Origin of the sequence: Reichenbachiella faecimaris (assembly GCF_900176375.1) — a bacterium.
GTDB classification, from domain to species: domain Bacteria; phylum Bacteroidota; class Bacteroidia; order Cytophagales; family Cyclobacteriaceae; genus Reichenbachiella; species Reichenbachiella faecimaris.
In genome coordinates this window covers 659,535-686,155 of record NZ_FWYF01000003.1, presented here as the reverse complement: position 1 = coordinate 686,155, position 26,621 = coordinate 659,535, and the positions used below count along the sequence as shown (strand labels likewise).

Annotated in this window: 17 protein-coding genes; 4 read left to right on the top strand and 13 right to left on the bottom strand. The window is 40.9% G+C overall.

Annotated elements, in window-relative coordinates:
- The 5 genes from B9A58_RS15660 to B9A58_RS15640 form a co-directional block, all read right to left on the bottom strand.
- Positions 1–1,374: a PAS domain-containing sensor histidine kinase gene (locus tag B9A58_RS15660; RefSeq protein WP_084373813.1), complete on the bottom strand. Its 1,374-nt coding sequence runs from the start codon at positions 1,372–1,374 to the stop codon at positions 1–3.
- Positions 1,375–1,414: 40 nt separating this feature from the next.
- Positions 1,415–1,789, bottom strand: a complete 375-nt coding sequence (gene nirD, locus B9A58_RS15655) for a nitrite reductase small subunit NirD (protein ID WP_084373812.1) — start codon at positions 1,787–1,789, stop codon at positions 1,415–1,417.
- Positions 1,790–1,796: 7 nt separating this feature from the next.
- Positions 1,797–4,301: a nitrite reductase large subunit NirB gene (gene nirB / locus B9A58_RS15650; protein ID WP_084373811.1), complete on the bottom strand. Its 2,505-nt coding sequence runs from the start codon at positions 4,299–4,301 to the stop codon at positions 1,797–1,799.
- A 113-nt stretch (positions 4,302–4,414) separates the two neighbouring features.
- Entirely contained in the window at positions 4,415–5,710 is a 1,296-nt protein-coding gene (kynU, locus tag B9A58_RS15645; protein ID WP_084373810.1) for a kynureninase, read from the bottom strand.
- Between the two features lie 197 nt (positions 5,711–5,907).
- A complete protein-coding gene (locus tag B9A58_RS15640) occupies positions 5,908–6,435 on the bottom strand; it encodes a 3-hydroxyanthranilate 3,4-dioxygenase (protein ID WP_084373809.1) in 528 nt (175 codons plus the stop codon).
- 113 nt (positions 6,436–6,548) lie between these two features.
- On the opposite strand from B9A58_RS15640, the gene B9A58_RS15635 reads away from it, so the two are divergent.
- Positions 6,549–7,055, top strand: coding sequence for a metallophosphoesterase family protein (locus tag B9A58_RS15635; RefSeq protein ID WP_084373808.1), 507 nt, complete (start codon positions 6,549–6,551; stop codon positions 7,053–7,055).
- Positions 7,056–7,058: 3 nt separating this feature from the next.
- Here the strand turns inward: B9A58_RS15635 and B9A58_RS15630 are convergent, their stop codons facing one another.
- The 6 genes from B9A58_RS15630 to B9A58_RS15605 all read right to left on the bottom strand — a co-directional run bounded on the left by B9A58_RS15630 (position 7,059) and on the right by B9A58_RS15605 (position 19,151).
- Positions 7,059–7,304, bottom strand: coding sequence for a hypothetical protein (locus tag B9A58_RS15630; RefSeq protein WP_084373807.1), 246 nt, complete (start codon positions 7,302–7,304; stop codon positions 7,059–7,061).
- A gap of 6 nt (positions 7,305–7,310) precedes the next feature.
- Positions 7,311–7,559: a FeoB-associated Cys-rich membrane protein gene (locus B9A58_RS15625; protein ID WP_084373806.1), complete on the bottom strand. Its 249-nt coding sequence runs from the start codon at positions 7,557–7,559 to the stop codon at positions 7,311–7,313.
- Positions 7,560–7,622: 63 nt separating this feature from the next.
- Positions 7,623–7,943 carry a cupin domain-containing protein gene (locus B9A58_RS15620; RefSeq protein WP_084373805.1) on the bottom strand — a complete coding sequence of 107 codons (321 nt, stop codon included), beginning with the start codon at positions 7,941–7,943 and terminating at the stop codon, positions 7,623–7,625.
- Positions 7,940–8,752 (bottom strand): DUF1684 domain-containing protein, encoded by an 813-nt coding sequence (locus tag B9A58_RS15615; protein ID WP_176214808.1) that lies wholly within the window; start codon positions 8,750–8,752, stop codon positions 7,940–7,942. Before B9A58_RS15615 ends, B9A58_RS15620 begins: the two co-directional genes overlap by 4 nt.
- Before the next feature lie 55 nt (positions 8,753–8,807).
- The gene (locus B9A58_RS15610; RefSeq protein WP_084373803.1) at positions 8,808–9,689 is read right to left on the bottom strand and encodes an aldose 1-epimerase family protein; all 882 of its coding nucleotides are present in this window, start codon (positions 9,687–9,689) and stop codon (positions 8,808–8,810) included.
- A gap of 618 nt (positions 9,690–10,307) precedes the next feature.
- Positions 10,308–19,151, bottom strand: coding sequence for a T9SS type A sorting domain-containing protein (locus B9A58_RS15605; RefSeq protein WP_084373802.1), 8,844 nt, complete (start codon positions 19,149–19,151; stop codon positions 10,308–10,310).
- Between the two features lie 146 nt (positions 19,152–19,297).
- On the opposite strand from B9A58_RS15605, the gene B9A58_RS15600 reads away from it, so the two are divergent.
- Genes B9A58_RS15600 through B9A58_RS20420 form a run of 3 tightly spaced genes read left to right on the top strand, consistent with a single transcriptional unit; the run spans position 19,298 to position 20,793 of the window.
- Positions 19,298–19,852 (top strand): RNA polymerase sigma factor, encoded by a 555-nt coding sequence (locus B9A58_RS15600; protein ID WP_084373801.1) that lies wholly within the window; start codon positions 19,298–19,300, stop codon positions 19,850–19,852.
- A 5-nt stretch (positions 19,853–19,857) separates the two neighbouring features.
- A complete protein-coding gene (locus B9A58_RS15595; RefSeq protein ID WP_139793922.1) occupies positions 19,858–20,586 on the top strand; it encodes a tetratricopeptide repeat protein in 729 nt (242 codons plus the stop codon).
- Between the two features lie 36 nt (positions 20,587–20,622).
- Positions 20,623–20,793, top strand: coding sequence for a hypothetical protein (locus B9A58_RS20420; RefSeq protein ID WP_176214807.1), 171 nt, complete (start codon positions 20,623–20,625; stop codon positions 20,791–20,793).
- Positions 20,794–20,856: 63 nt separating this feature from the next.
- On the opposite strand, the gene B9A58_RS15590 is transcribed toward B9A58_RS20420, so the two are convergent.
- Together B9A58_RS15590 and B9A58_RS15585 are read right to left on the bottom strand one after the other, a co-directional pair.
- Positions 20,857–23,910 carry a CHAT domain-containing protein gene (locus B9A58_RS15590; RefSeq protein WP_084373799.1) on the bottom strand — a complete coding sequence of 1,018 codons (3,054 nt, stop codon included), beginning with the start codon at positions 23,908–23,910 and terminating at the stop codon, positions 20,857–20,859.
- 168 nt (positions 23,911–24,078) lie between these two features.
- On the bottom strand, positions 24,079–26,571 hold the full coding sequence (locus tag B9A58_RS15585; protein WP_084373798.1) for a hybrid sensor histidine kinase/response regulator: 2,493 nt from the start codon (positions 26,569–26,571) through the stop codon (positions 24,079–24,081).
- Between the last annotated feature and the right edge of the window lie 50 nt (positions 26,572–26,621).

Sequence of the window (26,621 nt, the reverse complement as noted above, 5' to 3'; positions counted from 1 at the left end):
CTAGCTTAAAGGTAGTTTGATAATAATTTTTGTACCTACCCCGAGTTTTGTTTGAATATCGAAAGAACCATTAATAAAGGCCGCTCTTTCTTTCATATTAAAAATACCATGTCCGGACGCACCAAAGTGCCCGGTTTTCTCTAGCCTTTCAAACTCAAAGCCCTTTCCATTGTCTTCGACGACCACAATGAGGTGCGATGGGTTGTGCTCAAAGCTAATCACAATTTTGTCGGCTTGTGCATATTTAATGCCGTTGTTTACTGCCTCCTGCACGATGCGGTAGAGATTAGTTTCAACGTTTTTATCAAGTCTATTGATGAAGTTGGTTTTGTTGTCGAATTCAACTACCGTTTTTGAGAGAGCTGTGACTTCTTGACTGATTTTTTTCATAGCTGGCGTGATGCCAAAATCCACCAAACTACTTGGTGTCAAGTTGAAAGACACCCGGCGAACTTCCTTGATCACACTCTTCATCAAGTCTTTGGTATCCCTGATTCTTTTCTTCATGTGCGGAGAATCAGAGGGTGTGATGCCTTCCAGGTTCAACTTCAATCCAGTCAACATCTGACCAATGCCATCGTGTATTTCTTGCGAGATTCTCTTTCTTTCTTCTTCTTGTCCTTCCAGAATCAACACGGATCGATACTGCTGTTCTTTCACGCGTTTTTCAATGGCTTCGCGGTTGATTTCTCTTGAGCGTTGCTTGGCTTCTTTTACTTCAGTGACATCTCGCCCAATGGCCAATATTTTTGTTTCTCCAGAATTCCCGTTGGTGACTGGCTGCATAGATAGGTCCAACCAAATCAAATCACCATCTAAATCTGTGACATTTATTTCACCATTCCAAGCCTCTCCTCTGGAGAGTATGTTTCGCAAGCTGGTGATAAAGTCATCATTCAGATTTTCTTCCTTGAACCAATCGAACAGATTGCTGGCAAATCCTTCTCCATTGACTGACATGATCTGTTTAAAGTGATCGGATAGATAAACGATTTCACCGTCAGGATTTAGCTTCATCAGGATAGTTGGGTCTGCCGACACGAGGTTGACTGCCTCCAGATCTTGATAGGACTTTCCTAGTTCATTATACAATTTATTCAACTCCTGAGTCATACGTTTGGCAGACTCTTCTGACTCAATTAGCGCTGCGTAGATGGACTTAAATTCTAAATAAGCGGGCCTCATAGCTACTGAAAAAACCATTATTATCAGTAGCACTACTGCCCCAATAAGTAATAGCTGTGGTTGTTGGATGGCTTTAGCCTCTAGGTAATCCAAAAGTAAAAACTGGCCAATAACGGCAAAAAAGGCAACTCCTACTGAAGCTGCCATAAATATTCTAACCAGTTTACTTAGTGCTTGCGTCTTTTTCAAGTGTTATTACTTTGATGCAAAAATTATCAATTCTACTGACTTAGTTTTTAAATCCTACGTAAACATACCCATTTTCTATTTTAACAGGATACGTAGCCAAGGCACAATGATCGCCATTTAGGTTTTTGCCATTCTTGAGCGAGAAGGTTTGCTTGTGAAATGGGCAGGCCACCTTAGGTTCTTCACCTTCAGAACCCAGCATGCCTCTGCTAAGAATCATTTGCTGCTTGTGCGGACAAAGGTTTTGCGTGGCATACCATTCATTTCTCCTAGAGAAGTTGAAAACTGCTACTTGCAATCCTTTATGCTCTGCACAAACACCTCCATTGGATGGAAAGTCTTTTTCGACTGCCACTTGAACCCAAGTCCCTACTTCTTGAACTGTTACCGTTTTATATTCTAATGTTTCAGTCATTGCCTAATTATTTGCTTTCTACCAATGCTTTGTCCCAGTCCACTGGTTTCTTTTGTCCTCTAAAATCTTCGAATTTCATGGTAGGGTCGAGAATATCCGCATTTACGAAATGGGTGAATTTCTTTCTTAATTCAGGATTGTTTACGACTTCTTTCCACTCGCACTTGTAAGTGTCTACCATGAAATCCATTTCTCTTTCAAGATCAACTCCAATGCCTAATGAATCCTCAACCACGACCTGTTTCAAATACTCTATACCCCCTTCCAACTTGTTCAACCAAGTAGCTGTTCTGTTCAGTGGTTCTGCCGTTTTGATGTAGAACATCAAGAATCTATCTATGTACTTGAGGCAGGTTTCTGAGTCTATATCTCCTGCAAGCAGAAGTGCATGCTGTGGGTTGGCGCCACCATTTCCACATACGTAGAGGTTCCATCCTAAATCTGTCGCAATAATTCCGAAATCTTTGCTCAATGCCTCTGCGCACTCTCTTCTACATCCTGATACTGCACTTTTCAGTTTGTGTGGAGACCTCAGTCCTCTGTATCTTTCTTCTACTTGGATGGCAAATGAAACCGAATCATGCAAACCATATCTACACCAGGACGAACCTACACAGCTTTTTACAGTTCTTAATGACTTACCATAGGCATGTCCACTTTCGAAGCCCGCCTCTATCAACTCTTCCCATATATCTGGCAACTGGTTCACTGATGCTCCAAACAAATCAATGCGCTGACCGCCCGTTATTTTGGTGTAGAGGTCGTATTTCTTAGCCACTTGGCCAATCACAATCAATTTGTCCGGTGTGATTTCTCCGCCTGGGATTCTAGGTACCACAGAGTACGACCCTCCCTTTTGGATATTGGCTAAGAATCTGTCATTCGTATCTTGAATCGTATCTTGATTCAGAATCAACTCATTCCAAATACTCGCCATCAAAGAAGCCACTGCTGGCTTACAAACTTCACAACCATCGCCCGATCCATGTGCATCCAGGAGGTCATCGTAGCTCTTGATTCCCTTTACTTTGATCAAATCGAACAACTCCTGACGAGAATAATCGAAATGTTCGCATAGCACCTTTTTGACCGTCTTGCCCATGGATTTCAACTGGTCGTTGAAAATGTCCGTTACCATAGGCGTACAGGCACCACAGCCAGTCCCCGCTTTGGTGCAAGTCTTTACGTCTGCGATGTTTTCGAGATTCTGCTCCACAACTGCTTTGCAGATGTCCCCTTTAGTTACGTTCTCACAGGAACAGATTTGAGCGGTATCTGGCAGTTCCATTTCGGCTGCTTCGCCTCCTCTGCTCCCCAGTATCAAATCTTCTGGATTTGGAGGCAAGGCCATACCGTTTAGCGTGACTTGTAGCAACATGCCATACGCCTCTGCATCTCCAACCAATATACCTCCTAGCAATGACTTGCCATCTTCAGAGATGTTGATTCTTTTGTATATACCTTCTAATTTGTCTTCAAAGACGATGGGCTTGTGTGGTGTATTTTCACAAAGGGCGTCACCAAAACTTGCCACATCCACGCCTATCAACTTCAACTTTGTAGACATGTCATAGCTTTCGAAAACCTTCTCTTCTCCACCTAACAATTGATCCACCACTACATCAGCCATTTCATATCCAGGAGCTACCAAACCGTAGATAAAATTCTTGTGCAAGGCACATTCACCAATGGCATAAATAGCTTTATCAGTAGTTTCCAGGAGGTCATTAACTACTATTCCTCCTCTTTGCCCTACTTCAAGTCCACATTGCATAGCCAGCTCATCTCTTGGTTTGATTCCACATGAGATCACGAGCATATCTGCCGCCATCAGTTGACCGTCCGTAAATTCCAGGCCCGTCATCTTATCCTCTCCTAGAATACTGGCAGTGTTTCTATTCATGTGAATATTCACACCAAGATCTTCCATTTTCGACTTCAATGAATCCGACCCAGCCTGATCAAGCTGACGAGGCATCAATCTAGAAGCAAATTCTATGACATGAGTTTCCTGCTTCAGATCCAGCATGGCTTTGGCTGCTTCAAGGCCTAATAATCCCCCACCTAATACAGCCGCCTTTTTGGAGGTCTTGCCATATTCAATAATGGCTTCCAAATCTTCAATGGTTCTGTAGACAAAAACCCCTTGCATCTCCGAACCTTTGATAGGCGGTACAAATGCGCTAGATCCTGTGGCTAAAACCAATTTATCATAAGAAGCCTCTAGCCCAGTATGGCTGGTTACTTTTTTATTCTGGCGGTCTATATTGATAATGAGCTCACCTGTAATCAGCTCGACGTCATTTTCTACGTACCAACTTCGAGGTGCCATCTCCAAATCAGAGACAGATTGGTTAGAAAAGTACTCGCTGAGATGTACTCTATCATAGGCCACATTGGGCTCTTCGCCAAATACTTTTATTGAAAATTGCTCTTTGGGAGCCTTGGTACGCAGTTTTTCACAAAACTTGTACCCTACCATTCCATTGCCAATAACTATGATCTTTTCCATATCTTAGAATTAATACGTAATATTACGTAGTTTATCTAAGTAATGACAAATATTTACGTAGTTAATTTAATAATTCATACAAATTCTACGTATTTATGTGCTCTGCTATTTCTTCAGGAAAGTAGTTTTTTAAGTTTCTCTACAAATTTCCAAACGTCTTCAAAGGAATTGTACATCGGGACGGCAGCCACACGGATCACATTAGGTTCTCGCCAATCCGCTATAATCCCATTTTCACCCAATTGGTTAAACAAGTCTTTTCCCCCAGTAGATAAACAAAGTGAAAGCTGTGCACCTCGTTGATCAGGGTCTCTAGGTGTTATGATTTTAATTTTCTCTCCGCCACGGTTTAGGTCGTTCAATAAGAATTCCATGAATCCTGTAAGAAGGATGCTTTTTTGTCGAAGATTTTCAATACCCGCTTCAGAGAAGATTTCCAGTGAGGCTAAATGGGCAGCACTTGGCAATACATTCACATTGCTCAACTGCCAGGCATCAGCCCCAGCCATTGGGATAAAGCCTTTTTTCATTTGAAATCTTTTGGACTCATCATGACCCCACCAGCCAGCAAAACGAGGCAAATCAGGATTGCTGCCATGCCGCTCATGTACGAAAACCCCTGACACACTTCCTGGTCCTGAATTCAAATACTTGTAAGAGCACCAGACAGCAAAGTCTACGCCATCACCATGCAAGTTAAGTGGTATATTGCCAAAGGCATGGGCCAAATCAAACCCCACCAAAGCGCCACATTCGTGCCCCTTTTTAGTAATCTCTTGGATGTTGAATAATTGGCCCGTATAGTACTGTACACCTGCCATCATGACCAAGGCCAATTGATCTTTATGCTCATCAATAGCTGCTAGGATATCTTCAGTTCTGAGTGTTTCTTCTCCAGTTCTGGGCTTTAATTCTACTAATGCCTCCTCTGGCTCAAAAAGCCGTTCTCCACCCTTATTTGCATGAAAATGCAATTGGGTTTCTAAGGCGTATTGATCGGATGGAAAAGCACCTGCTTCAGTGATAATCTTAAATCGTTTGGCTGTAGGTCTATAGAAAGACACCATCATCAAATGCAAATTGGTCGTGAGACTATTCATAGACACCACTTCCATTTCTTTTGCACCCGCCAGTTTGGCCAAATGACTTTTTAGGAATTTGTGATAATGAAACCATGGACGTGTGGCCCTTTCATCAAAATGCCCCTCTACGCCTAAGTCTTGCCAGTCTTTTAGTTCTTGTTCGATATAGCTTCGAGTTGACTTTGGCTGCAGGCCAAGGGAGTTTCCTACGAGGTAAATACAGTCTTGCCCATTATGCTGGGGGATGTGAAATTGATCTCTATAAGATTTTAGAGGGTCGTTTTTGTCGCAGTTGAGGGCGAAGGATATGGTGTTTTGGTATTGCATATATGGCAAAAAATATGTTAATGAAAACCTTGAATAAATAGAAGATACAGAAGTTTATTTTATTGCAGAGCCCCTCCTCAGGCCGAAGAGGCCTCTACTTTTTCTTAATAAAAAGTAGATAAAAATCAAGAAAAATTTAAAGGCGCAAGGCCAAACCCACATCGCCACCAATTTTTCACCTACCCAGCTTTTATAGATTAAACGAAACGAGGGTCGGTTTCCATCACGTGGCCGCATTTTTTGCAGGTACGCAAATCTTCAGAAGCATAAAATTCTTTGAATCTAGGCTGAAAGTCCTTTTCTACATTGGTGAGGTAGAAATAGGTGTCATGTAGCTTGGTGTTGCACTTGTCGCAAAACCACATCAACCCATCGTCCATTTTTCGATTTCGCTTACGCTCAATCACCAACCCCACTGTATTTTCGCCACGAATGGGGGAGTGTGGTACCTTCGCAGGATGGAGATACATTTCTCCCTCTTTGATATCTATGTCAACCGCCTGACCGTCTTCTTGAATTCTTACTGTAATATCTCCTTGCAGTTGATAAAAGAGTTCTTCGGTTTCGTTGTAGTGATAATCTTTTCTGGCATTAGGTCCACCCACGATCATGACGATATAATCTTCGGCTTCTACATACAAATTTTTGTTGCTTACAGGCGGTTTGAGCAGGTCTCGATTGTCATCGATCCATTTTTGTAAATTGAAAGGTCTACGTATGGGCATAGTGTCGTTGTTTAATTAGAAAAAAGTGCCAACTTCGAGTTTTGATATCTGGCGGGTTAGACCATCTCATCGGATCTCTACAGGAAATTGTTCACCATCAAAACTAATAAAAATTGCGCATAGGACTGATCTCTGATACTCATGGATTTTTAGATCCAAAAGTCTTTGAATACTTCAAAGAAGTAGATCAGATATGGCATGCTGGAGATGTGGGAACTGTGGAGATTATTGAGCAATTAGGAGCGTTTAAGCCCACCCTAGGCGTATATGGCAATATTGACGGCCAGGACGTACGACAGCTGTTTCCTGAAGATCAAAAATTTGAATGCGAAGGTGTGCGTGTATGGATGACTCATATCGGTGGCAAACCTCCTCGATACAATCCAAGAGTTCGACCACTTATTAACAAATGGATGCCTCAGCTTTTCATTTGTGGGCATTCTCATATCCTCACGGTGATGCATGACCCTAAACGGCCGGGTGTATTGTTTATGAATCCTGGTGCTGCTGGCAGACATGGTTTCCATAAAGAGCGCACCCTGCTAAGGTTCACACTTCAAGCTGGAAAACCCAAAGACTTAGAAGTTATAAAACTAGGCAGCAGAGCACAGAAAGCTTAGTTCCTATTCACAGATTTCAAGCTCATAAGTCAGTTCGTCAGCTCTTCGCTGATGGATTCTAGCCATAGCTGCAGCTTTGGCAGCCTTTTGTTCTTCCTTTTTAGCCTTTTCGTAGTTCTCCAGCACAAGGATTTTGTTTTCCAAGGCCATAATTTTTTGCTTGTCGGCATCATTCGATTTGATATTAGCAAAGGTTCCCAGGAAGGCCACCAGGAGTACTAAGAAGATTATTAATAGGTTCTTTTTCATTTTCAGCTACTTTTTACAATCTTCCAATTGCTCTCTTAATTTTTGCACTTTTTGCTGTTCAACTAAAGCCATAGCAGCCGCTTCCGTAGCTTTTTTCTCCTCTGCCTTAGCTAAAGCTGCGTTCTCTTCTGCCAATTCTAGATTTGATTGAGCCATTGCTACTTGTTTTTCAGCCTCTTTGGCTTTGATGTTGGCATAGACAACAAAGAATACAATGAATAAGGAAAGAACTCCTATTATGATGTTTTTGATCATGTTGATTGGTTTTGTTCAGTTATCAATATAGGATAATATCAATACTTGACCAAAGCATTCAGTCTACTTATAATCCTCTCTCACTGGATTGAAAACATCAATCACTTTACAGTCAGTGAGCGCCAATGCAGCATGCACAGCATGTGGTGGAATGGTAGCTACATGCCCAGCCTTCATTATTTTGGATTCGCCATTTACCGTCATTTCTAGTTCTCCTGCTAATAGGCTTGTCACCTGCTCATGCACATGAGAATGCTCTGGGAGTATTGCTCCCTTCTCTATATCAAAGTACCCGATAGACATGGTTTCAGTATGAATAAGCTCGCCACTAATACCGGGCACGAGCTCTTTTCGGATTAAACTGTCACGTTCATGAAAAATCATAGTTGTGCATATTTTTCGCCAGCCAATATTTCCAATGGCAGCACATTTTGTACAGGAGGCAATGGACAGGTAGTAAACTCTGAATACACACAAGGAGGATTGTATAAACGGTTAAAATCTATAGTGACCTTTTCGGCAGAATCAGGAAGTTCCACATATACGTAGCGCCCACCACCATAGGTAGTTTCATCGTTCGTCATATCACCAACAATAAGGAACCCTCCATCTCCAACAGATAACTCAAGAGTTTGTCCCTTCAATTCAAAAGACAATATACCTGCAAAATCCATTTGTTGATTGGTGCCTAGTTGTGTATTGACTTCCTCTGTACGGAATTCAGCAAATGGCCGATAATCAGCCTCCACCACATAACTACTTTGTAATGGATAGGCTTCAAATCCCTTAAAAGCTTTGGCCAAGGCGCTGTTTTGATCTTTTACTCTTAGAAAATATTCATCCACTCTTTTGATTACTTGCCACTCCAAATGCTGATGTTTGAGCATGGCTCCGTTTTCCGAAGATTGAGTAAACTCATCTGTCCAAATCGCGACCAGAGAATCATTCTTTAGAAGACGGACTTCCAAGCTGTCTGAAGCTGTAAATACTGCGTTGCTCTCAGCCAGTTCAACTGCCCCAATAGTAGCTGGAAGCCCCTCACTAGACAATTGAATATTGTTCGCGTCAGAATCACCAAATAGATTGGTGCCCAAGACTAATTTGTGCAAGCCTACTAGCTTCAGGTAATGGTCGCGCCCCTTGGATAAACGCTCCCTAAATGCTGCATCAGCCTTCAGGTATTCCTCCGACAACGGGGGCTCTTTTTGCTGACAAGCATTTATTGAAATACAAAAGAATAGCGCGAAGCTAAGCTTCAAAAATTTGAATGGTGTATGACGCATAATGAATATTGCCTTGTCCTAATTTGATAATTCCTGGTTTACGGGTTAGTTCCTGATCTGAATCTTCAAAGTCTGGCAACCCATCCCAAGGTTCTATACATAAAAAGTCCGCATTGGGTTTTGACCAGAGCCCAAGAAATGGGAAATCGTCAAAGTTAACACTGATTTTACCTTTTGAGCCTTTGGCTTTCATGCTGATTTCAGAAGAGTTCAACTCGGTAAAGATCAAAGCATCGTTATCGAACATGCCATTTTCCAATGGCAGACGATTGGTGTCTTCCATCAAGGGGCTTTCTTTTTTGGTCAATAAACCACCCTTCCCTAGTACGAAAATGGAGTTATTTTCTTTCCTTTCAAATTCCAGATAATAGTCGTCTTTGCTTTCGTCTTCTTTCCATGGATAATTAAAAGCTGGGTGCCCTCCTAGTGAAAAATACATGGAGCTATCACCTGTATTGATCAACTCATGAAATACTTGAAGTCTGCTTTCAAAAAGGAAAAAACTAATCTTCAAATCAAATTTAAAAGGATACATGGCCAAAGTTTCCTCATCGCTCGATAAGGTAAAAGAAAGTCTTGAACTCGTACGATTGATCAGCCTTACCTTTTTATTATTTCTAACAAAGCCGTGTTTGGGTAGTTGATAGGATTTGCCCTCAAAGGAATAACTTCCCGATTTGAGCGCACCAATAATAGGAAATAGCACAGGAGCAGCACCTTTCCACACTTCAGGGTCTGCCTGCCAAATGTATTCAAAGCCTGAGCTTTTAGACAAAATACTGCAAAGTTCTGCGCCACATTCATCAACTTCTACTTTGAACAGGTCGTTTTCGATCGAGTATTTCACTTTAGTTTTGTTTAAGATGGTTATGCAAAATAATCAATATCCAAGACTGTCTGGAGTCTATTAATGGATCATAAAAAAATTGTTGTAAAAAAATTACTTCATGACCCAGAAGATTCCCAAGAATCCATCTAATTTCTTATTTCCCGAAGTGAAAAAATCTAGTCAAACGGAGATGCGTTCCGTTTTCCTTTAAAGTGGCGCACTCGAAGTGATTTATCAAAAAAAGAATGGTTTCAGCTTTTTTTAAGCATTCATTTTGATGCTAAAAGAGAAGAGAGGTTTTTCATTTCTTATTTTTAACTTATTAGAGAGGTAGCTAATACGTTCATGCCTGGGGTGGATCTAAACATCAATCGCATAATCCAGTCCTTAATTATCATTTTGATTGCTGAAGACTTTGCTTCCAACATCATTTCGGAATGGTCATTTTTCTTAATTCTCCTCATTTATTTATAGCTGATTGAAACTTATCTGTAAATGTAAAATCACTTTTGAATTCTTCTTTGAATAAATCGTTGAACCATGCATTTCATTCGATAAATAGCTTGACATATTAAATTGAAAAAAGAGCAGCCGAAGCTGCTCTTTTATGTGCAAGTGCCATGAAACTACGCTTGCTTATTTCCGAATAAGAAGTCTGGTTGTTGTGGAAATCTTATCGTTTGTAAATCGGACATGGTATAGACCAGATTTTAAATTCGTCAAATTGATGTATTCCATATTTTTAATGCTTCGATAGAGCACGGTCTGCCCTCTTAAGTCTATGACCTCCACCTTTGTATCGTTCGTCAACCCTTCCACTAAAATTTGATCTGTGGCTGGGTTTGGATAGACCTTTAGCTTAAAATCTAACTCAGACGCTGCCAATACTTCTTGGTCTTCCTCAGTAACTGTAACCACCCATTCCTGTGAAGTGCTTTCATCCTCTGCAATAACTGTATAGGTGAACGAATTGGTGAAGTTCTGTGCTCCTGATGGCGATAATGTCGCGCCATCAGAAACGGTTATGGCAGGCTCCAGACTCGTCAAATCTGTACCAAATTCCACCTCAACGCCAATGGTATGATTGGTGATGTCTATAGTCGCTGCTCCTGTTTGTGCTGCTAGCTCAAAAGTTAAAATATCCGTCGCACTACTAGGTGCTTCGGTCACAGTTACTGACCAGGTTTGTGTGGTAATTTCGTTTTCGGCCGTCACTGTATAGCTTACAGTCTGGCTAAAGTCCTGAACACCAGATGGTGAAATAGTAGCCCCTGCGGATACTGTGAGCGCTGGCTCTAGGCTACTTAGATCTGTACCATTGGCTACCTCAATAGCCACTGTGTGATTATCAGCATTTATGCTGGCCTCCTCAGTTTGCTCATCCAAAACGAAAGTCAAAATATCTGTTTCGTTACTTGGTGCTTCTGTAACCGTCACTGTCCATGCTTCCGTGATCGTAGTTTCTTCTGCTGTAACCGTATAGATCACCGCTTCACTAAAATCCTGAGCACCCAGAGGCGAGATACTGGCTCCGGCCGAAACAGTAATCGTTGGGCTCAAATTGGTTAAATCAGTGCCATAGGCCACTTCAATTTCAACCGTATTATTGATGTTGTCTATTTCAGCAGATTGGGTTTGTTCGCCTAGAACAAAAGAAAGTATCTCTGTACCTGTAAATAGTTCTACTTCTACAGTCACCGTCCATTCTTGCTCGGTTATCCCGTCTTGGCCAGTTACTGTATATACTATAGGATCGGTGAAATCCTGGGCCGTTCCGCTACTGGGAACAACAGTACCTCCAGGCGAAACCGTAAAGCTCGGGGAGAGGCTGCTTACGTCCGTACCAGCCACCACGGTAATGTCTACCGTATGGTTCGAATCGTCTATTGCCGCCTCCGCGCTCTGTTCGGCTAGTGTAAAACTCAAAATATCCGTAGCGTCATTTGGTGCAATAGTTACAGTTACTGTCCAATCTTGCGTGGTAGTTGCGTCCTCGGCAGTCACGGTGTAAACAACCGGATCATTAAAATCCCTGCTCACTTCACTATTCGGTGAAATACTACCACCTGGCGACACGGTAATGGTCGGAGCCAAGTTGGCCACCTCAGTTCCAAATAGCACCTCCATTTCGACCGTATGATTGATGGCATCTACAATTGCAGGACCCGTCTGACCTTCCGCAATAAAAGAGATGATATCAGTAGCCATACTCAGTGGTGCTTTTGTAACAGTAACTAACCAATCCTGTGGGGTACCGTCCTCTGCAGTTACGGTAATCGTCGTTGGATCTGTGAAATTTGTAGCACCATTCGGCGAATAATCTGCACCATCGGATACTGTAACATCAGGTATCAGGTTCGTAATATCGGACGTAAACGTAATCTCAATATCCACTGAATGATTCTCAGCATCTATGGTCGCTGGGCCTGTCTCCGTAGCAAATGAAAAGGTGAGTATATCATTGCCAGTATTGGCAAGAAAATCTATACCAATCTTGCTATCCGAATTTTCTGCATTCGCTACATCCGAAGCGCTGCTATTGGTAAAGGCTGAATTCATAAAATTGAATACCAAACCACTGATGTCGTTGGCGTTTGCATTACTTACTGCATTTCCACTCAATGTTAACGTAGCCGAATAACCGTCCTCAGCCACCGTAAGTGTAGGTATGAGCCCTGTGGGCAAGTTAGTAATTGTATAATCACTACCCGAGGCAAACGTTCCTCCCATGCTACTAAATGTATCATCGAAAATAGCTATCTCCATCGAACCTGTCACAGTGCCATCATTGGCACCTGTTTCGATAAAGCCCCCAACGTCAATAGTAAATCCTTCAATGGTAGCATCGTCACCGTTTGTAACAAATACATGTGAACCATCAGCGCTTAGAGCAATGCCTGATCCCCAGATACTATGCTGATCTAAATCATAAACATTCAAATCTCTCAAAGCACCCTGAGTCACATCAAACGGAACATTGAGAATATAACGCATGATATTGTAGTCATCCCCATCTTGGGTCATCATCAGATAGCGCCCGTCTGCTGAAAAGACAATTCCCGTAGGAGATGCGTAAAATTCAGTCGATTCATCCGCGGTAATGAGCGGATCACCATCGTCGGTTATGGTAGAACCAAGGTCATAAGGTGATGACAACGAGAATTGAAAAATTTCATAGTCGCTGGTGGAGGCAATGTACATTTTTGTACCGTCAGCATTGAAGGTAAAGGCATAAGTATCTTGTCCATATACTTCAAAATTAAAGGCATTGCCACTAAACGTAACGCCGTCAGTAATGTCGAACGCTGTGGTTAGATTGTATTGATAGACGTTATAGTTATCTCCTCCTAATAAGAACATGCGCATACCATCCGCAGAAAAAGCAAGATCTTCTACTGATTCATCCTGAGCCGAATTGTCGAAGCCGCCATCATAGGATGCAATATTTGTAGCATTGAACGGGGAAGTTAGACTGTACTGATGGATCATGTCGCTATTATTGCCCGAAACAAATAGTTTGGAGCCGTCTGTACTAAACGAAAGGTCGGTGGGGTCGCTATCCTGACCCGACATGTCGTAAGGTGAGGCATCATGACTTGCCATACCCAAATCATAAACATCGCCATAAGTTAGTCCTGGCACATTATCTCTGAAATCAATACTTCTATTAGAAGCAGAAGCAATGGCATTGGCCACAGCAGACACGTCACCATTGACAAAGGCGGAATTGCTGAAAGTGAAACTCAAATTCCCTACATCATTGATATCCTGATGTGCATTGGCCTTGCCTTCAAATGTCAAAGTCGCTGAGTATCCATCTGCTGCAACAGCAAGCTGAGGGTTGAGCCCGGCAGGCAGGTTCGTAATTGAGTAATCAGATCCGTGTGTTAAATGGCCATCGGCGTTTGTGAAAGGCTCATCTACTATTCTAATCTCCAATGCCCCTTCGACACTGCCATCATTTAAGTTTCCTTCGGCAAAATCATCGATTTCTAAATCAAATTCAAACACCGAATCATCCGTAGATCCCAACACATAGAATTTAGTTTCATCCTGGTTTAGAAATATACCCTGAGGAGATCCCGTGATATCGTGTACATTAAAACCACGAATATACTCCGTCCCACCAGTCAGATCAAATGGTACATTGAGCCCATACTGTGTGATACCAGCTGAGCCAGGATAGGGGCCATTGCCGATGAATAGGCTTTTGCCGTCACTAGAAAAAATCAAGCTGGTGTAGTTTCGGGTAGTCACACTTAGCGAATAACCATCGTAGGACACGCCTGCAGTAATGTCAAATGGGGTCTCCAGGCTGTATTGGTTCACCTCATTATCTGCCGAGCTTGTAATCCACATCTTGGTACCGTCCGGTTTGAACCAAAAGCCGGAAGACTGCAACCCTTGGGAGGAAGAAGTAAATGTGCCTGCTAGTGTAGCTCCGGCACTCACGTCATAGGCCGTGTTCATTGTATATTGATAATGAATGTTGTTAAATGATTGAATAAACATTTTTTGGCCATTGCTACTAAAACAAATGGCAGCCGGAGCGCTGATCTCAGCAGATAGATCCAGAGAATTATCAAAAGACATGCTGGTTAAATCAAATGGTATGGTCAAAATGTATTGCGATATGGTCTCGCTATTATAGTCTATCACGTACATCTTTGTTCCCTCAGGGTTCATCGTCATCGCATTGGGCTGATCGCTCTGCGTAGCCACACTATAGGTAGTCTTAAGCTTAGGAAGTGATTCATCAAAGTTCAAAGCCTTTCCATAGATGATATGAGCGTTGTTGTCCTGAAAGTCGATTCCAAAACCAGTATCGTAGTTGATAGCGTTGATGACTGCTGCTGCGCTCGTTGAAGTAAAAGCTGCATCTGTAAAACTGATCTGTATATTGCTAACATCGTCACTGTCTTGATGACTGCTCACGGCGCCTTCCAATCTCAAACTGACCGATTTTCCATCTGTGGCTACGGTCATTGTGGGTGTCAGTCCAGTAGGAATTCCGGTCAATGTAAAATGTGTAGTAGGAGCCAGCGTTGCGCCTGCATTCACAAACGTGTCATATCCCAGTTGAATACCTATCAACCCGTCCAACGTGCCGTCATTGTTCGCCGACTCCACAAACCCGTCAGCTTCGAAGTTGTATTGGTAAATATTATTGGCATTGACTACTATCATTTTATTTCCGCCATCCACAAGTTCAAACCCAAAACCTGCTCCTTCAGAAGGCGTATAGTTGTTTCCTGTATAAGTTATCCCAGTACTAATATCAAACGGATTGCTGAGGTGATATTCAAAAATACCATTGGAACCATGCATAAACAATCTCGAACCATCAGCATTAAAATCAAGGCTTCTAGGAAATGTAGCTTGGGCCGAAATGTCATATGAAACATTATCATAAGAAACTCCAGTAGAAAGATCGAAAGGCTTATCCAAGGAGTATTGATGTATCGCATCACTCACGAACCCAATCATATACATTTTGGTGCCATCATCGTTGAATGTAACATCGGAAGCCCCAGTGTCTTGTGATGAAAAATCGAATGTTCCTACCGATGTTCTGTCAGATAATATATCCCAAGGAGTCGATAGGCTTACTTGTGCCACATAGTCTGCACCAGAAAGATAATAGTAGCTCGTACCATCATTATTGAATGTAATAGCTTCTTGTGAGCTACCAGGCAAAGTGAATGACCCATTCAAATTATAACCTTTTCCCGGCTCGAAGGGATGTAATAAGGTATACTGATGAATTATTTCATTATTGTCACCAACTACATACATTTTATATCCATCTGCACTGAGGGCCACACTTTTAGAACCTGTATCATAAGAAGGCACAGACGCAAAGAAAACTGGGTCATTTACAAGCGTATAGCCGTTGGAGTAAACCAATGTAGCATCATTGGCAAAGTTGATATTGGCACCAGTATTAATATCTGCATTGAGTGTTCCGGATGCATCCCCTGAGTCAAAGGCACCATCTTCGAACGTAACCACAAGATCGCTTATGCCATCATTATTTTGGTGACTTTCTGCTGAACCTGTGAACGTCAGGGTCGCTGTCAATCCATCCTCAGAAATAGTCATATTGGGTACCAAGCCTGTAGGTAAGCCGGGCACTAAGAAATCATCTGGATTTGATAATGACCCTCCCGCATTACTGAATTGATCACCTACTATACTCAAACTTATGGCCCCTTCCACTGCTCCCGGTGTGGATGCAGACTCCTGAAAGTCATCAGTATCGATTTCCCATTGGTCTACATTGTCATAGTTGGACCCAATAATAATCACACGACTCCCATCGCTACTGAAGGTGAGATCTGCAGGTGAATTAGACTTACTTCTAACATTCAAAATCTTTAAAGCATATACCGCGCTACTGACATCATGTGGCACGGACATGTTGTATTGATAAATCAGGTCGCCACCAGTACCGATCGCCTGAAGTGTAAGGCCATCAGGAGAAACAAACACGCCTGTTGGTATGGATACAAATGACACTTCTACTTCCCCAACTAATGAAATCTCTGATGACAAATCATACGGCTGTGATAACCTGTACTGATGCACCATATTGCCGCTGCCATTGCCAATGACATACAGTCTTCTTCCATTTTTACTGAAACACATCCCATCTGGTGTAGTCTCTTCATTAGTTACGATTAAATGAGTATCACCGTAACTGGCAGTAGACAAATCGAAGGGGGTAGATAGGGTATGCTGATATATCCGGTTGTTTCCATCGCCCACGATATACATTTTGGTACCATCTTCACTGAATTCTACATCTTTAGGAGCAGTATCCTGTCCCACAGCATAGGTCACCTCATCGTAACTCATGCCAGGGTAGGTCACAAACGGAGCACTAAGGCTATACTGAAAAACAGTACGTGAAGTTTGATCTACTACATACATCTTCATACCATCCGTACTAAAAGCAAACCCGCTCGGATTGCTGGCTTGTGATCTTACAGACATAGAAAATCCTGTGTAGTTCACTGTACCATCGATTTTAAATCCATTAGCATGAAATACCGAAGCATTCGCATCTATAAATTCCATACTATAATGGCTGCTTGAACCTACGGCATAAAGCACATCATTCGCATCACTATCAACAAATGCGGAATTACTGAAAGTAAAAACTATATCCTCAATATTAGCTGCTGGTCCATGAGATGTAGCCTGACCCGAAAATGTTAAATCAGCGGATAGTCCATCAGACGCCACAGTCAGTACTGGTGAAAGTCCGGCAGGAACACCTGTAGTTGTGAAATCCACTCCTGCCGTCAGGGTGGAACCAGCTTTGGTGAATTTGTCATCCGCAATACGAATTGTCCTAGATCCTTCTAAAGTCCCATTGTTAGTAATGGACTCTTCCAAGGGTAAAATAGGTAGCATAAACTGATTCAGGTCATCACCTGTAGTACCCGCTACGAATAATTTCTGTCTATCAGGACCGAATTCAATACTCATAATGCTCGTTTCGTACGAACTGAAAGAAGTTGACACACTCTTCCCAACCTGTTGATTTAATGAATAAGGGGCTTCTAATTGGAATGTCACTACAGAAGATCCCGAAGAGGCATATAAAGTCATACCGTCAGGACTAAATTCTACGTCAGTAGCGAAAGCAGCTATGCCATGATCGAGTTCTCCAACCAATGTACCACCCGTCGTGATATCAAACGGTGTATTGAGCGCATAGGCAAATATTTGTTCGCCAGGAATGAACATAAGCAGTCCATCATGGCTAAATGTAATGTCCATTCGATACGTTTGAGCGGCTAGGCTGAATGGACTACCTTCATTTTCCACCGTACTACTTAGGTCGAATGGGGACGAAAGTGAATATTGCATCACTTCATCGCCTAAGGCGCCAACTACAAACATTTTAGTACCTGTAGGGTTGAATGCCAAACCAAGCGGAGCGGTATCATCTCCTGAAATATCTACTGAGTTGTTGCTATAAGAAACCCCTTGAGTAATGTCGAAGGGACTGGAAAGATTGTATTGGTATATGGCATCATGTTGAGAACCAGTGATGAATACCTTCATTCCATCAGAACTAAAAGCCATACCAGTCAATTGATTGTCTTCTGTGGCTAATGAAGAAGTAACTCCCTCATGTGTTGCTTTGGAAAGGTCTGCATAACCACCAAAAGAAATGAATGGGCTTCCGTTGTTTCTAAAGTCAATATTTATACCTGAGTTATGACCGACTGCATTCGCTACAGCAGAAGCATCATCACCAGCAAAAGCGGAGTTTTCGAAAGTAAAAACGAGTCCACTGATGTTGTTGTCGATTTGGTGGAGAGCTGTACTACCAGAGAAAGTCAGCGTTCCAAAGGTACCTTCTGGTTCTACAGAAAATATGGCCGAAAAACCAGCAGGCAAATTAGCTATGCTAAAATCCGATCCATAAGTTAAATTTCCTCCCGGATTGTTGAAAGTTTCTCCATCTAATGCGAAAGATGTGACCGCAGTCTCAATTGATCCGTCATTAGCTAGAGATTCATAAAATGTAGGATTATTGAAATTATATTGATTGACTCTATCATCTGATATTTCAGATGTCAACAAGCGACTGCCATTTAGGCCAAAAGCCATGGACCAGGTTTCGGTTTCATTGTCAGACGTATTGAAAACAGATCCGTATTCGGTATATCCTTCATAAAGGTCAAAGGCGACATTCAATTCTACTTTCAAAATATCATTAAATTCATCCAATAAATACATCGTTCTACCATCTGGACTGAATCGAATATCGCGTAAGTCACCTGCACTCAAATCTTCTGTATATGTCCAAACCCCTGCACTACCAGTAGCAACATCGAACGGAGTTGACATGCGGGTTTCATACACTTTGCTCTGAGCACCTACAAAAAAAGCCTTCAAACCATCTGCAGAAAATTCTACAGCCAGTGGTAAAGATTCCCACCCTGAAATTGATCGAGTATTAGTTGTATAAGTGACTGTTGAAGTAATATCATAGGCCGCACTTAACGTATATTCATGCATCTGCCTTGTATCTGTTCCCAGTATATACATGCGCATACCATCATCTGAAAAATCAACATCCCTTGGCGTATTTGTCTCAGCAGACACGTTATATGAGCCCTCATGTTCTACCGTAGAGGTTATGTCGTATGGAGATGACAAACTATACTGCTGAACAGCATCAGAGCCATAACCAATAATGAACATTCGGGTGCCATCATCATTAAAGCTGATTCCATTCGGAGCTCCTTCTTCTGTACCTACCGCATAAAAATCTTCATGCGTAAGGCCTACTGAAAAATCATAAAATGGCTTATAGCTGATAGATTGGGCTTTTGCCCCTATCCAAGTACATAAACAAAGGATAAAAATCAATAAAGCTTTTGATAGTTGAATCCAAAATTTTGGATCGTAAAAAAATCTAACAGAGAGTGCAAGCTTATCAGACAGTAAAGTTTTCATGGCAATAAGGTTTTAAAGTTTCGTGTCCCTTAATTGCACAGAAGACCAGAGGTATACAGGGAAGAGAAAAAAACTTTCCACTGAGCCTAAGAAGATGTTTGGGCTTATTTAGATTTGATGTATACCTTTTGCAACGAAAACTATTAATGACTAAGAATTTGGATCAGGACATTGTTGATCAGCTAAAAGAAGGAAAGGAGGCTCTGTTTAGAACCTTTTATCTCAAAGAGCAAGAGAAGTTTATTGCCTGGTGCCAAAAAGAGCTTTCGCTGACTGAAGAAGAAGCTCGTGATGCCTATCAAGAAGCCCAGATGTATCTGTATGAAAATATAGTACAAGGCAGATTGGATCAGCTGACGAGCCAATTGAGCACTTATTTGTATAGTGTAGCAAAGAATCAGGTGCTGATGAAGTTTAGAAAGCAAAATACAGTGCTCAAACACGAAGACCGATTGAACGAGCATTTGGTTTTCCTGAAGGGCACTGAAGAACTTGGAAGCGATAAAGCCGCTGCTGCAGCACAGATCAAGAGAGAAATAGATCATATGCTGGAGCCTTGTAAGTCTTTGTTGAAACTGTTTTACTACGAAAGTCTGTCATTTAAAGACATCGCCCAGCGGCTGGGTTATAAAAATGATGGGGTAGCTAAAAATCAGAAAAAAAGATGTCTGGATAGGTTGAGAAAAAGTACCCAAAAATGAGGAAAATGGAAGAGGTTGACATTTTTATCAGAGACTATTTCAATGGAAAATTGAGTGAGGAAGAAGCACAACAATTTCAGGAGAAATATGACCAAGATCTAGCATTCAGGGCTGAGGCTGACCAAATAGAAATAGAGATATTAGGCATTCGACAACATGCTCGTGAGTCTATCAAAAAAAACTTCGATCAATGGGAATCGAACGCCATGGTTGAAAAACCGAATTCGTTTCCTTTTCTAAAAATGGCCATAGCTGCGTCCGTTCTGGTGGGCATGATGCTGATTGGTAAATGGGTACTTGAACCCAGTCGAGAGGAGTTATTTCTCGCCTATTACGAGCCGTACGAAAATTTTGAATATACATCCACTAGAGATGAAAATAGCGAATCAGCTGGCAACAAAGAAAAGGCGTTCATCCAATATGACGCCACAAATTATGACAGGGCCTCCTTGTATTTCAGTCAATATCTGGAAGAATCTCCGACAGATTCTTCGGCATTATTTTTCAAGGCCATCTGTGAAATGGAATTGGGCTATATAGAAAAGGCCAAAGAGAATTTCAAACAACTTGAGAATCAAAATATCCTCTACTACTCAGAGGCCTCCCTTTGGTACCTTTCTCTGATAGATTTGAGACAGAACAAGCCTGATCTAGCTATCAAGCGATTGGGGAGACTCAAAACTTCAAAAGATTACGCAGAACGAGTCTCAGAATTACTTGAAAAATTAAATTAATTTTGAAAATGACTTTATCACAATTGTATAAGAAATATGAAAAAGAACAGAATTTTATTTGCGCTTAACCTTATCGCCCTTTTCGTTTTAACTTCTTGCCATGAAGATCCAGTTTTAGAGAAATTTGAACAAATTCATAACACTCCTTCTACCATGATTGAAGGTTCGTCTGACTCAATACTAGACGGAGGTGAGGATATTGAATAATTGTATATGAAACATTTGGAAAAGAAATCCACTTAATGAAAATAAGTAGTTCTAAGGACTCAATTAGTCGATACTGAGATATTTGTTTTTGATGACGAGTACGATCGGTACTGCAGTGAGTAAAAACAAAATCGATAGGATCATTGCGATATTCGAGTTTTCTGAGGTGATCGGACTGTCGTCTCCTATTACCACAAATCCAGCCCAATAAAAAGGATGCCGCGCTTTGCCAGTGGCAGTAGTTAAATATTGCTTTCTGGCATTATTGAGCGCTACGCTTTTTCGCTGTCCTGCCTTCAAGTTTTGGTAAAAGTACTTCATTAGCTCAGGCGTGGACTTGTCAGATGCTGGCCAGAGGCTCATCGCCACGCTGTGCACTCCTGCTGATCTGAATGATCTTGCCATACTCATTATACCTTCGCCATCTTCGAGCTTTCCTACTCCAGTGTTGCAGGCACTAAGTGTAACAAGGTTTGCCTCCATATCCATATTGGCAAGTTCAAATGCATGCAAGTAATTGTCCTCATCTGTACCACTGCCGCTAAAAATGAGTTTTGAATACTGATCACTGGATTGATCAATAATCGAGTGAGTGGCCAAATGTATAATACTGTATCCTGAAGCTTCGTTTTTAAAATTGAATTCAGAAGCTTCATCACCAATTCGAATGGTGCCATTCATAATTTCTCCTGTCATCTTGACTTCATCAATTGCTCCTGGAAGATTGACCAAAGCATCTGAGCGCAACACTAGTCCGCCCAGTTCTATGCTTGATTGATCCTGATCATCAAAAACAGGTGCATAAGCCAAAAACCCGTCTAACCTCTTGCTAGATGGCTTACGACTCAAAAGCAATGTTGCGGATAGATCATAGCTAATCACGTAAGGCAACATTTCGATATTATTATTGTCACAAATCACATCAAAAGGTATCAAACTAATCACTCCATCTGGTATGATCACCATGCGGTCTACAGAATCCAGATAATTTTTCACAGGTGCTATTAAGATTGAGTTAAGGAGATCAGCACTTTTTTCAAATGATTCCTTATCGAATGTTTCAATAGACTTTCGACACCTTTCTACATGACTATTTAGTCCCAAACTATCGTCAATAAAAACGACCTCATAGATATCTTTTGTGATGAGCATAATCATCAATTGTTCTCTATCTGTGTACAAATATTGCATCAAAGCCACATTGTCCTCCTGCTCCTTCAAATAGGATTTTACATTTGATACGCTCACGGGTCGTTGCCCATATTTTAGTTCTGAATACTTTGGATATTTTTCTTCAATCTCCAAGATGAGTTTTTCTTGTTGTCTATTCAGCTCAAACAATTCTTTCTTGACTGGTTGAATATTAGCGAGGTCTTCATCATCTCTCATCATCGATACCAGAAGTGAGTTCAACGAATCTTTCTTCGCTCTTATCTGCTCATCTTTATTGGTCATTTCGACCGAAATTCCAGTATTAGCTCTAGCTTTTTGTTCATTGATTTGTGTATTTAGTGCGGATCCTCTGGCTTGCTCACTCAACCTGAAAATTTCCTCCAAGTATTCCTTTTTATTTTCTCGTTGAGCCAACTTATAAAGAATAACATTGGCGTTTTCTGCTATGAATTTGTAGCTCTGAGAAATACTCGTCAGATCAGTATTGTTATAGAATCTCAGTTTGTGCTTGTTCAAATATTCTTCAGCTTTCTTTATAAACGGGACGGCCAATCGAAGAGAGTCTATATTATTTGAGTTGCCATATACACCAGCCAGGCCGAGTAGTGATCGATTGCATTCTCTAAATGTCAAATAATAATCCGAGTCAGGCATAGAAGCGTAGTGGCCATCAAATTTATATTCTGGAAAATTATGCTCTAATGCTCTTTGGTAGGTCTTTTTAGCCTCAATATCGTACCCAAGGTACCAATACATTCTCGCCAGTCTATTCAAATTATCTGCTTGATCTGCATTGTTCTCTCCATAGATTTTATTCCCCATTTCGACCACTCGCTTGAAGTAAACAAGAGCCTTTTCGTACTGCAAGACTTCTTCGGCCAATGCACCCAAATTGTATAAGGAATAAGAAACATAGTGGTTGTTTTCGCCCAAGTCTTTTACGCGCGTTTCATAAACCTCCAGAAATAGTTTCTCTGCTTTAGCAAAAGAATCAGCTTTGGCATAAGATATGCCGAGCATCTCCTTTGATTGTTTGATCCTATAGTTGGACGCTTGCAGTTTCTCCTTCCTGATAGATAACGCTTTACGATGAAATTCTAGAGATTCAATAGCTAATGCTTTTTTGTAAAGCACAAAGCCAATGGCGTTGTAAGTATCGGAAACAGATAAATGCCTTTGTCCAAAATATTTCAATTTGATATCCAGTGCTATGCTAAAATACTCCAATGCCTTATCATATTGCAGCAGTCCTTGATGCTGCAATCCAAGGGATTGATAATAAATCGCCAAATCAGGATGACCATCACTGACGCTTTTTTTCTTTAGTTCTAAGGCCTGGTTGAGCACTTTGATTGCACGGTTAAACTCTCCTTTGTGCCCCAGCAATCTACCTTCTGCCAAAAGAATGTCTCCTGCATACGGTTCAGTAGATGTGACTTGATTCGAAAGTTCTTTTATTTCATCTAGCACTTGGGTAGCTGAGATTAGATCGCGATTCAATGCATAAACATCCATCAGGCGTAATTCGATTTCAATTAGCTGAAGAGCATCATTAGTTACCATTTTTGCCGAATCCAGCATTTCTATTGCTTTTGTATCATTATCTAGAGCCAGCTCTAAGTTGCCTGCATGAAGGAAATATGCTGGGTAGAGCTCCTGGTGTTGACCACGCCATAATTCTAACCTCAGGTCTTTGAGCGTAGTAGAGGCTTCCTTATTTCTTTCAAGCTTGATCAAACAATCCACTAGTTTGAATTGCATTCGAAAGATATCTGTAGTCTTATTGTCTGATTGATTCGACTCTATGATCTTGGCGTACATTTCTAAAGCACCTGAATAATCAGCTTCCTGATAAGACTTTTGAGCAGCGTTTACCATTCTATTGTTATCTACACTCAAGGAATCTTGAAATACAACCAAGGTGAGTAAAAGAATAAGTTTCATATCAGATTAGAGGTTTTCGGGTGTAATAGTAGTGATAATATCATTGTTGATCAAAAACCATTCTTAATGAGTTACTTAAACAGACGCAAAAAACTCATTAAACAAGTCATTAATAATTATAATATATATTCTAAAAATACTAAATAGAATTGAAAAGATTGGGAAAGGTTACAAATTGGTAGGCTCTATTTCCTGACTTGCTCCTCTCGTGTATGTGTGCACAACTGTAAGCAGTTCCATAGGGTTGAAGGGTTTGGAAAGAAAATCATTCATGCCTACTTCAGCAATTTTTATTTTTACATTTTCATAGGTATCAGCAGACACAGCTACAATCGGAATATTTTTTAAATCTGTGTTATCCAAAGACCGAATGGTTGCTGTCACTTCATAACCGTCCATTTCAGGCATTTGTAAGTCCATCAGTATCAAATCGTAATCTGTATCAAAAACCTTGATCAATGCATCTTGTCCTGACGATACGACTTCACAAATCAATCCCCACTTGTCTAAGAACTTCTTAGCCATCATCAGGTTAATTTCATTATCATCTACCACCAATACCCGCTTACCTTTCACCTCTTCTTTCATCAAGACGTCGTCTTGCTCTATGGCTGCATTGGCATGGGCAGCTTCTTCCATGTACAAAGAGAAGTAAAATTTGGAGCCTCTATTGACCTTGCTTTTCACGAAAATCTGACTGTCAAATAGCTTGATTAGTTTTTTTGTAATTGCCAGTCCAAGACCTGTTCCCCCATATTTTCTAGTGGTATCCGCATGTGCTTGTGTGAAACTCTCAAAAATCAGCTTCAATTTGTCTTTTGAAATACCTATACCCGTATCCTCAACGGCAAACTCAAGTTTCACTCTCCCATTACTTCTAGCCAAAAGATGAATCAATAATTTGATTTCGCCTCCAGGGGTGAACTTCAGGGCATTACTGATCAGGTTATTCAATATCTGAGTAAGCCTGGCTGGATCACCCTTGAGCATGGACGGGATATTGTGATCAATCAGAATATTGAACTTGACGCCATTTTCAGCAGCTTTCTGTTCGTAGGTATTTCCCAGTCCTTTGGTCAACTCCCTGAGGTGAAAATCAATATGTTCTAGCTGAACATTGCCAGATTCTACCTTGCTATAATCCAAAATGTCATTGATCAATATCAAGAGATTTTCAGAAGAGAACTTCAAGGTCTTGAGGTGTTCTAGCTGTCCTCTTTTGGGATTTTCATCAAGCAGCAAATGAATAGTTCCAATCACTGCATTCATTGGCGTTCGAATTTCGTGGCTCATTACTGAGAGGAAATCAGATTTTACTCGTGCTGCTGTTTCGGCTTTTTTGATTGCGCGTTTCAGCTTTTTATTTTTCTTCTTTATTTTTTTGGTTCTGTGATCAATGATTTTTTCGAGCTCTTCTTTCTGCCATTGTGCCAAACTTTCATTGACTCTCAACTGATCTATTTGCTTATTGAGTGCCTTTCTTCTCTCCTTTTCTCGTATTTTTTTTCTCTGTGCCAGGCCAATAGAAAAGACCACTATCTCAGCTATCAATCCATACTTCATCAAATTCGCCTGCGAGGTCGAAGGATTCCAAAGTATAGTATCAATAACCGCCATAATAACCATAGCGCCTGTTCCATACATATAGTACTTGACCATCTCGTATTTCGAATCATAAATCCGGTAGATCAAACCAAATATCAGTAGGGCGTTGAGTAGTGCTACGGCTCTGAGACCATCTGTAACAATATATATCTCTTTAGTAAAGTGAATGACAAGTACACTTACAAAAAATATCCCTATATCAATATAGGATACTACTCTTATCCATTTATAATAAAGAAAGAAGTACTTTTTCGCACTTATGAAATCGTTGACAAAAATCCAATAAGCGCCAACTACAAGAATGGTTGTTGGAATAAAATAGATAGTGAGCCACGGCACTTCGTTCAAAACATATTCTCTCAGAATATCAGTTAGAAAAAGATAGTTGATCGCAACACAGCCTAAATAAAATGCATAATATAAGTAGGCCTTTGTTCTTGTAGTGGCAAATAAGAACAAGTTGTATATCATGATGATCCAAAAAAGTCCTTGGAAAATAAAGTCTACGATATGCTTGTCTAATATTTCATAAACCCAGTTGGTTCCACTACTCAAACGAAGATCGAATTCGGGATCATTGTGGATTTTTTCTTCTATTCTGATGTACAACTCTTGGGTAGAATTGGCATTCATCAGTAGCGGAATATAGTAGCTGCCTTTAGGCACAGACTTCAAGTGTTGTGGGTACATATACCCACTTTGTTCGTGCTGTACTATGGAGTCGTTTTGCACAAAATAGCAATCAATAAAATCATTCTTCCCTACATGCAGTAGATAAAGTTTAATGACTTCTTGATTATTTTCGACCAGTAGCTTGCCCCAATAGATATTTTCTTTGCTGAGCTCACCTTTGAGTTGAGAAAAAACAGGTTCGTCTCTTAATATGTCATTTATAGAAGCATTGCCAGTAGGATCTGTGTATACCCTTAGATATGGTTTTAGCGATTTATTGTTATTAAGGAAATTTTCAGGATTGATCACAGGCTGATTAGAGCAGAAAGCCTGAATACCACAAAACAGGATCAGAAGACTCAAACAAGATTTGATGCTTACCACAATCAGAAAATTTTTCTAAAAGTTAATCAATTTATTATTGATCCCAACGG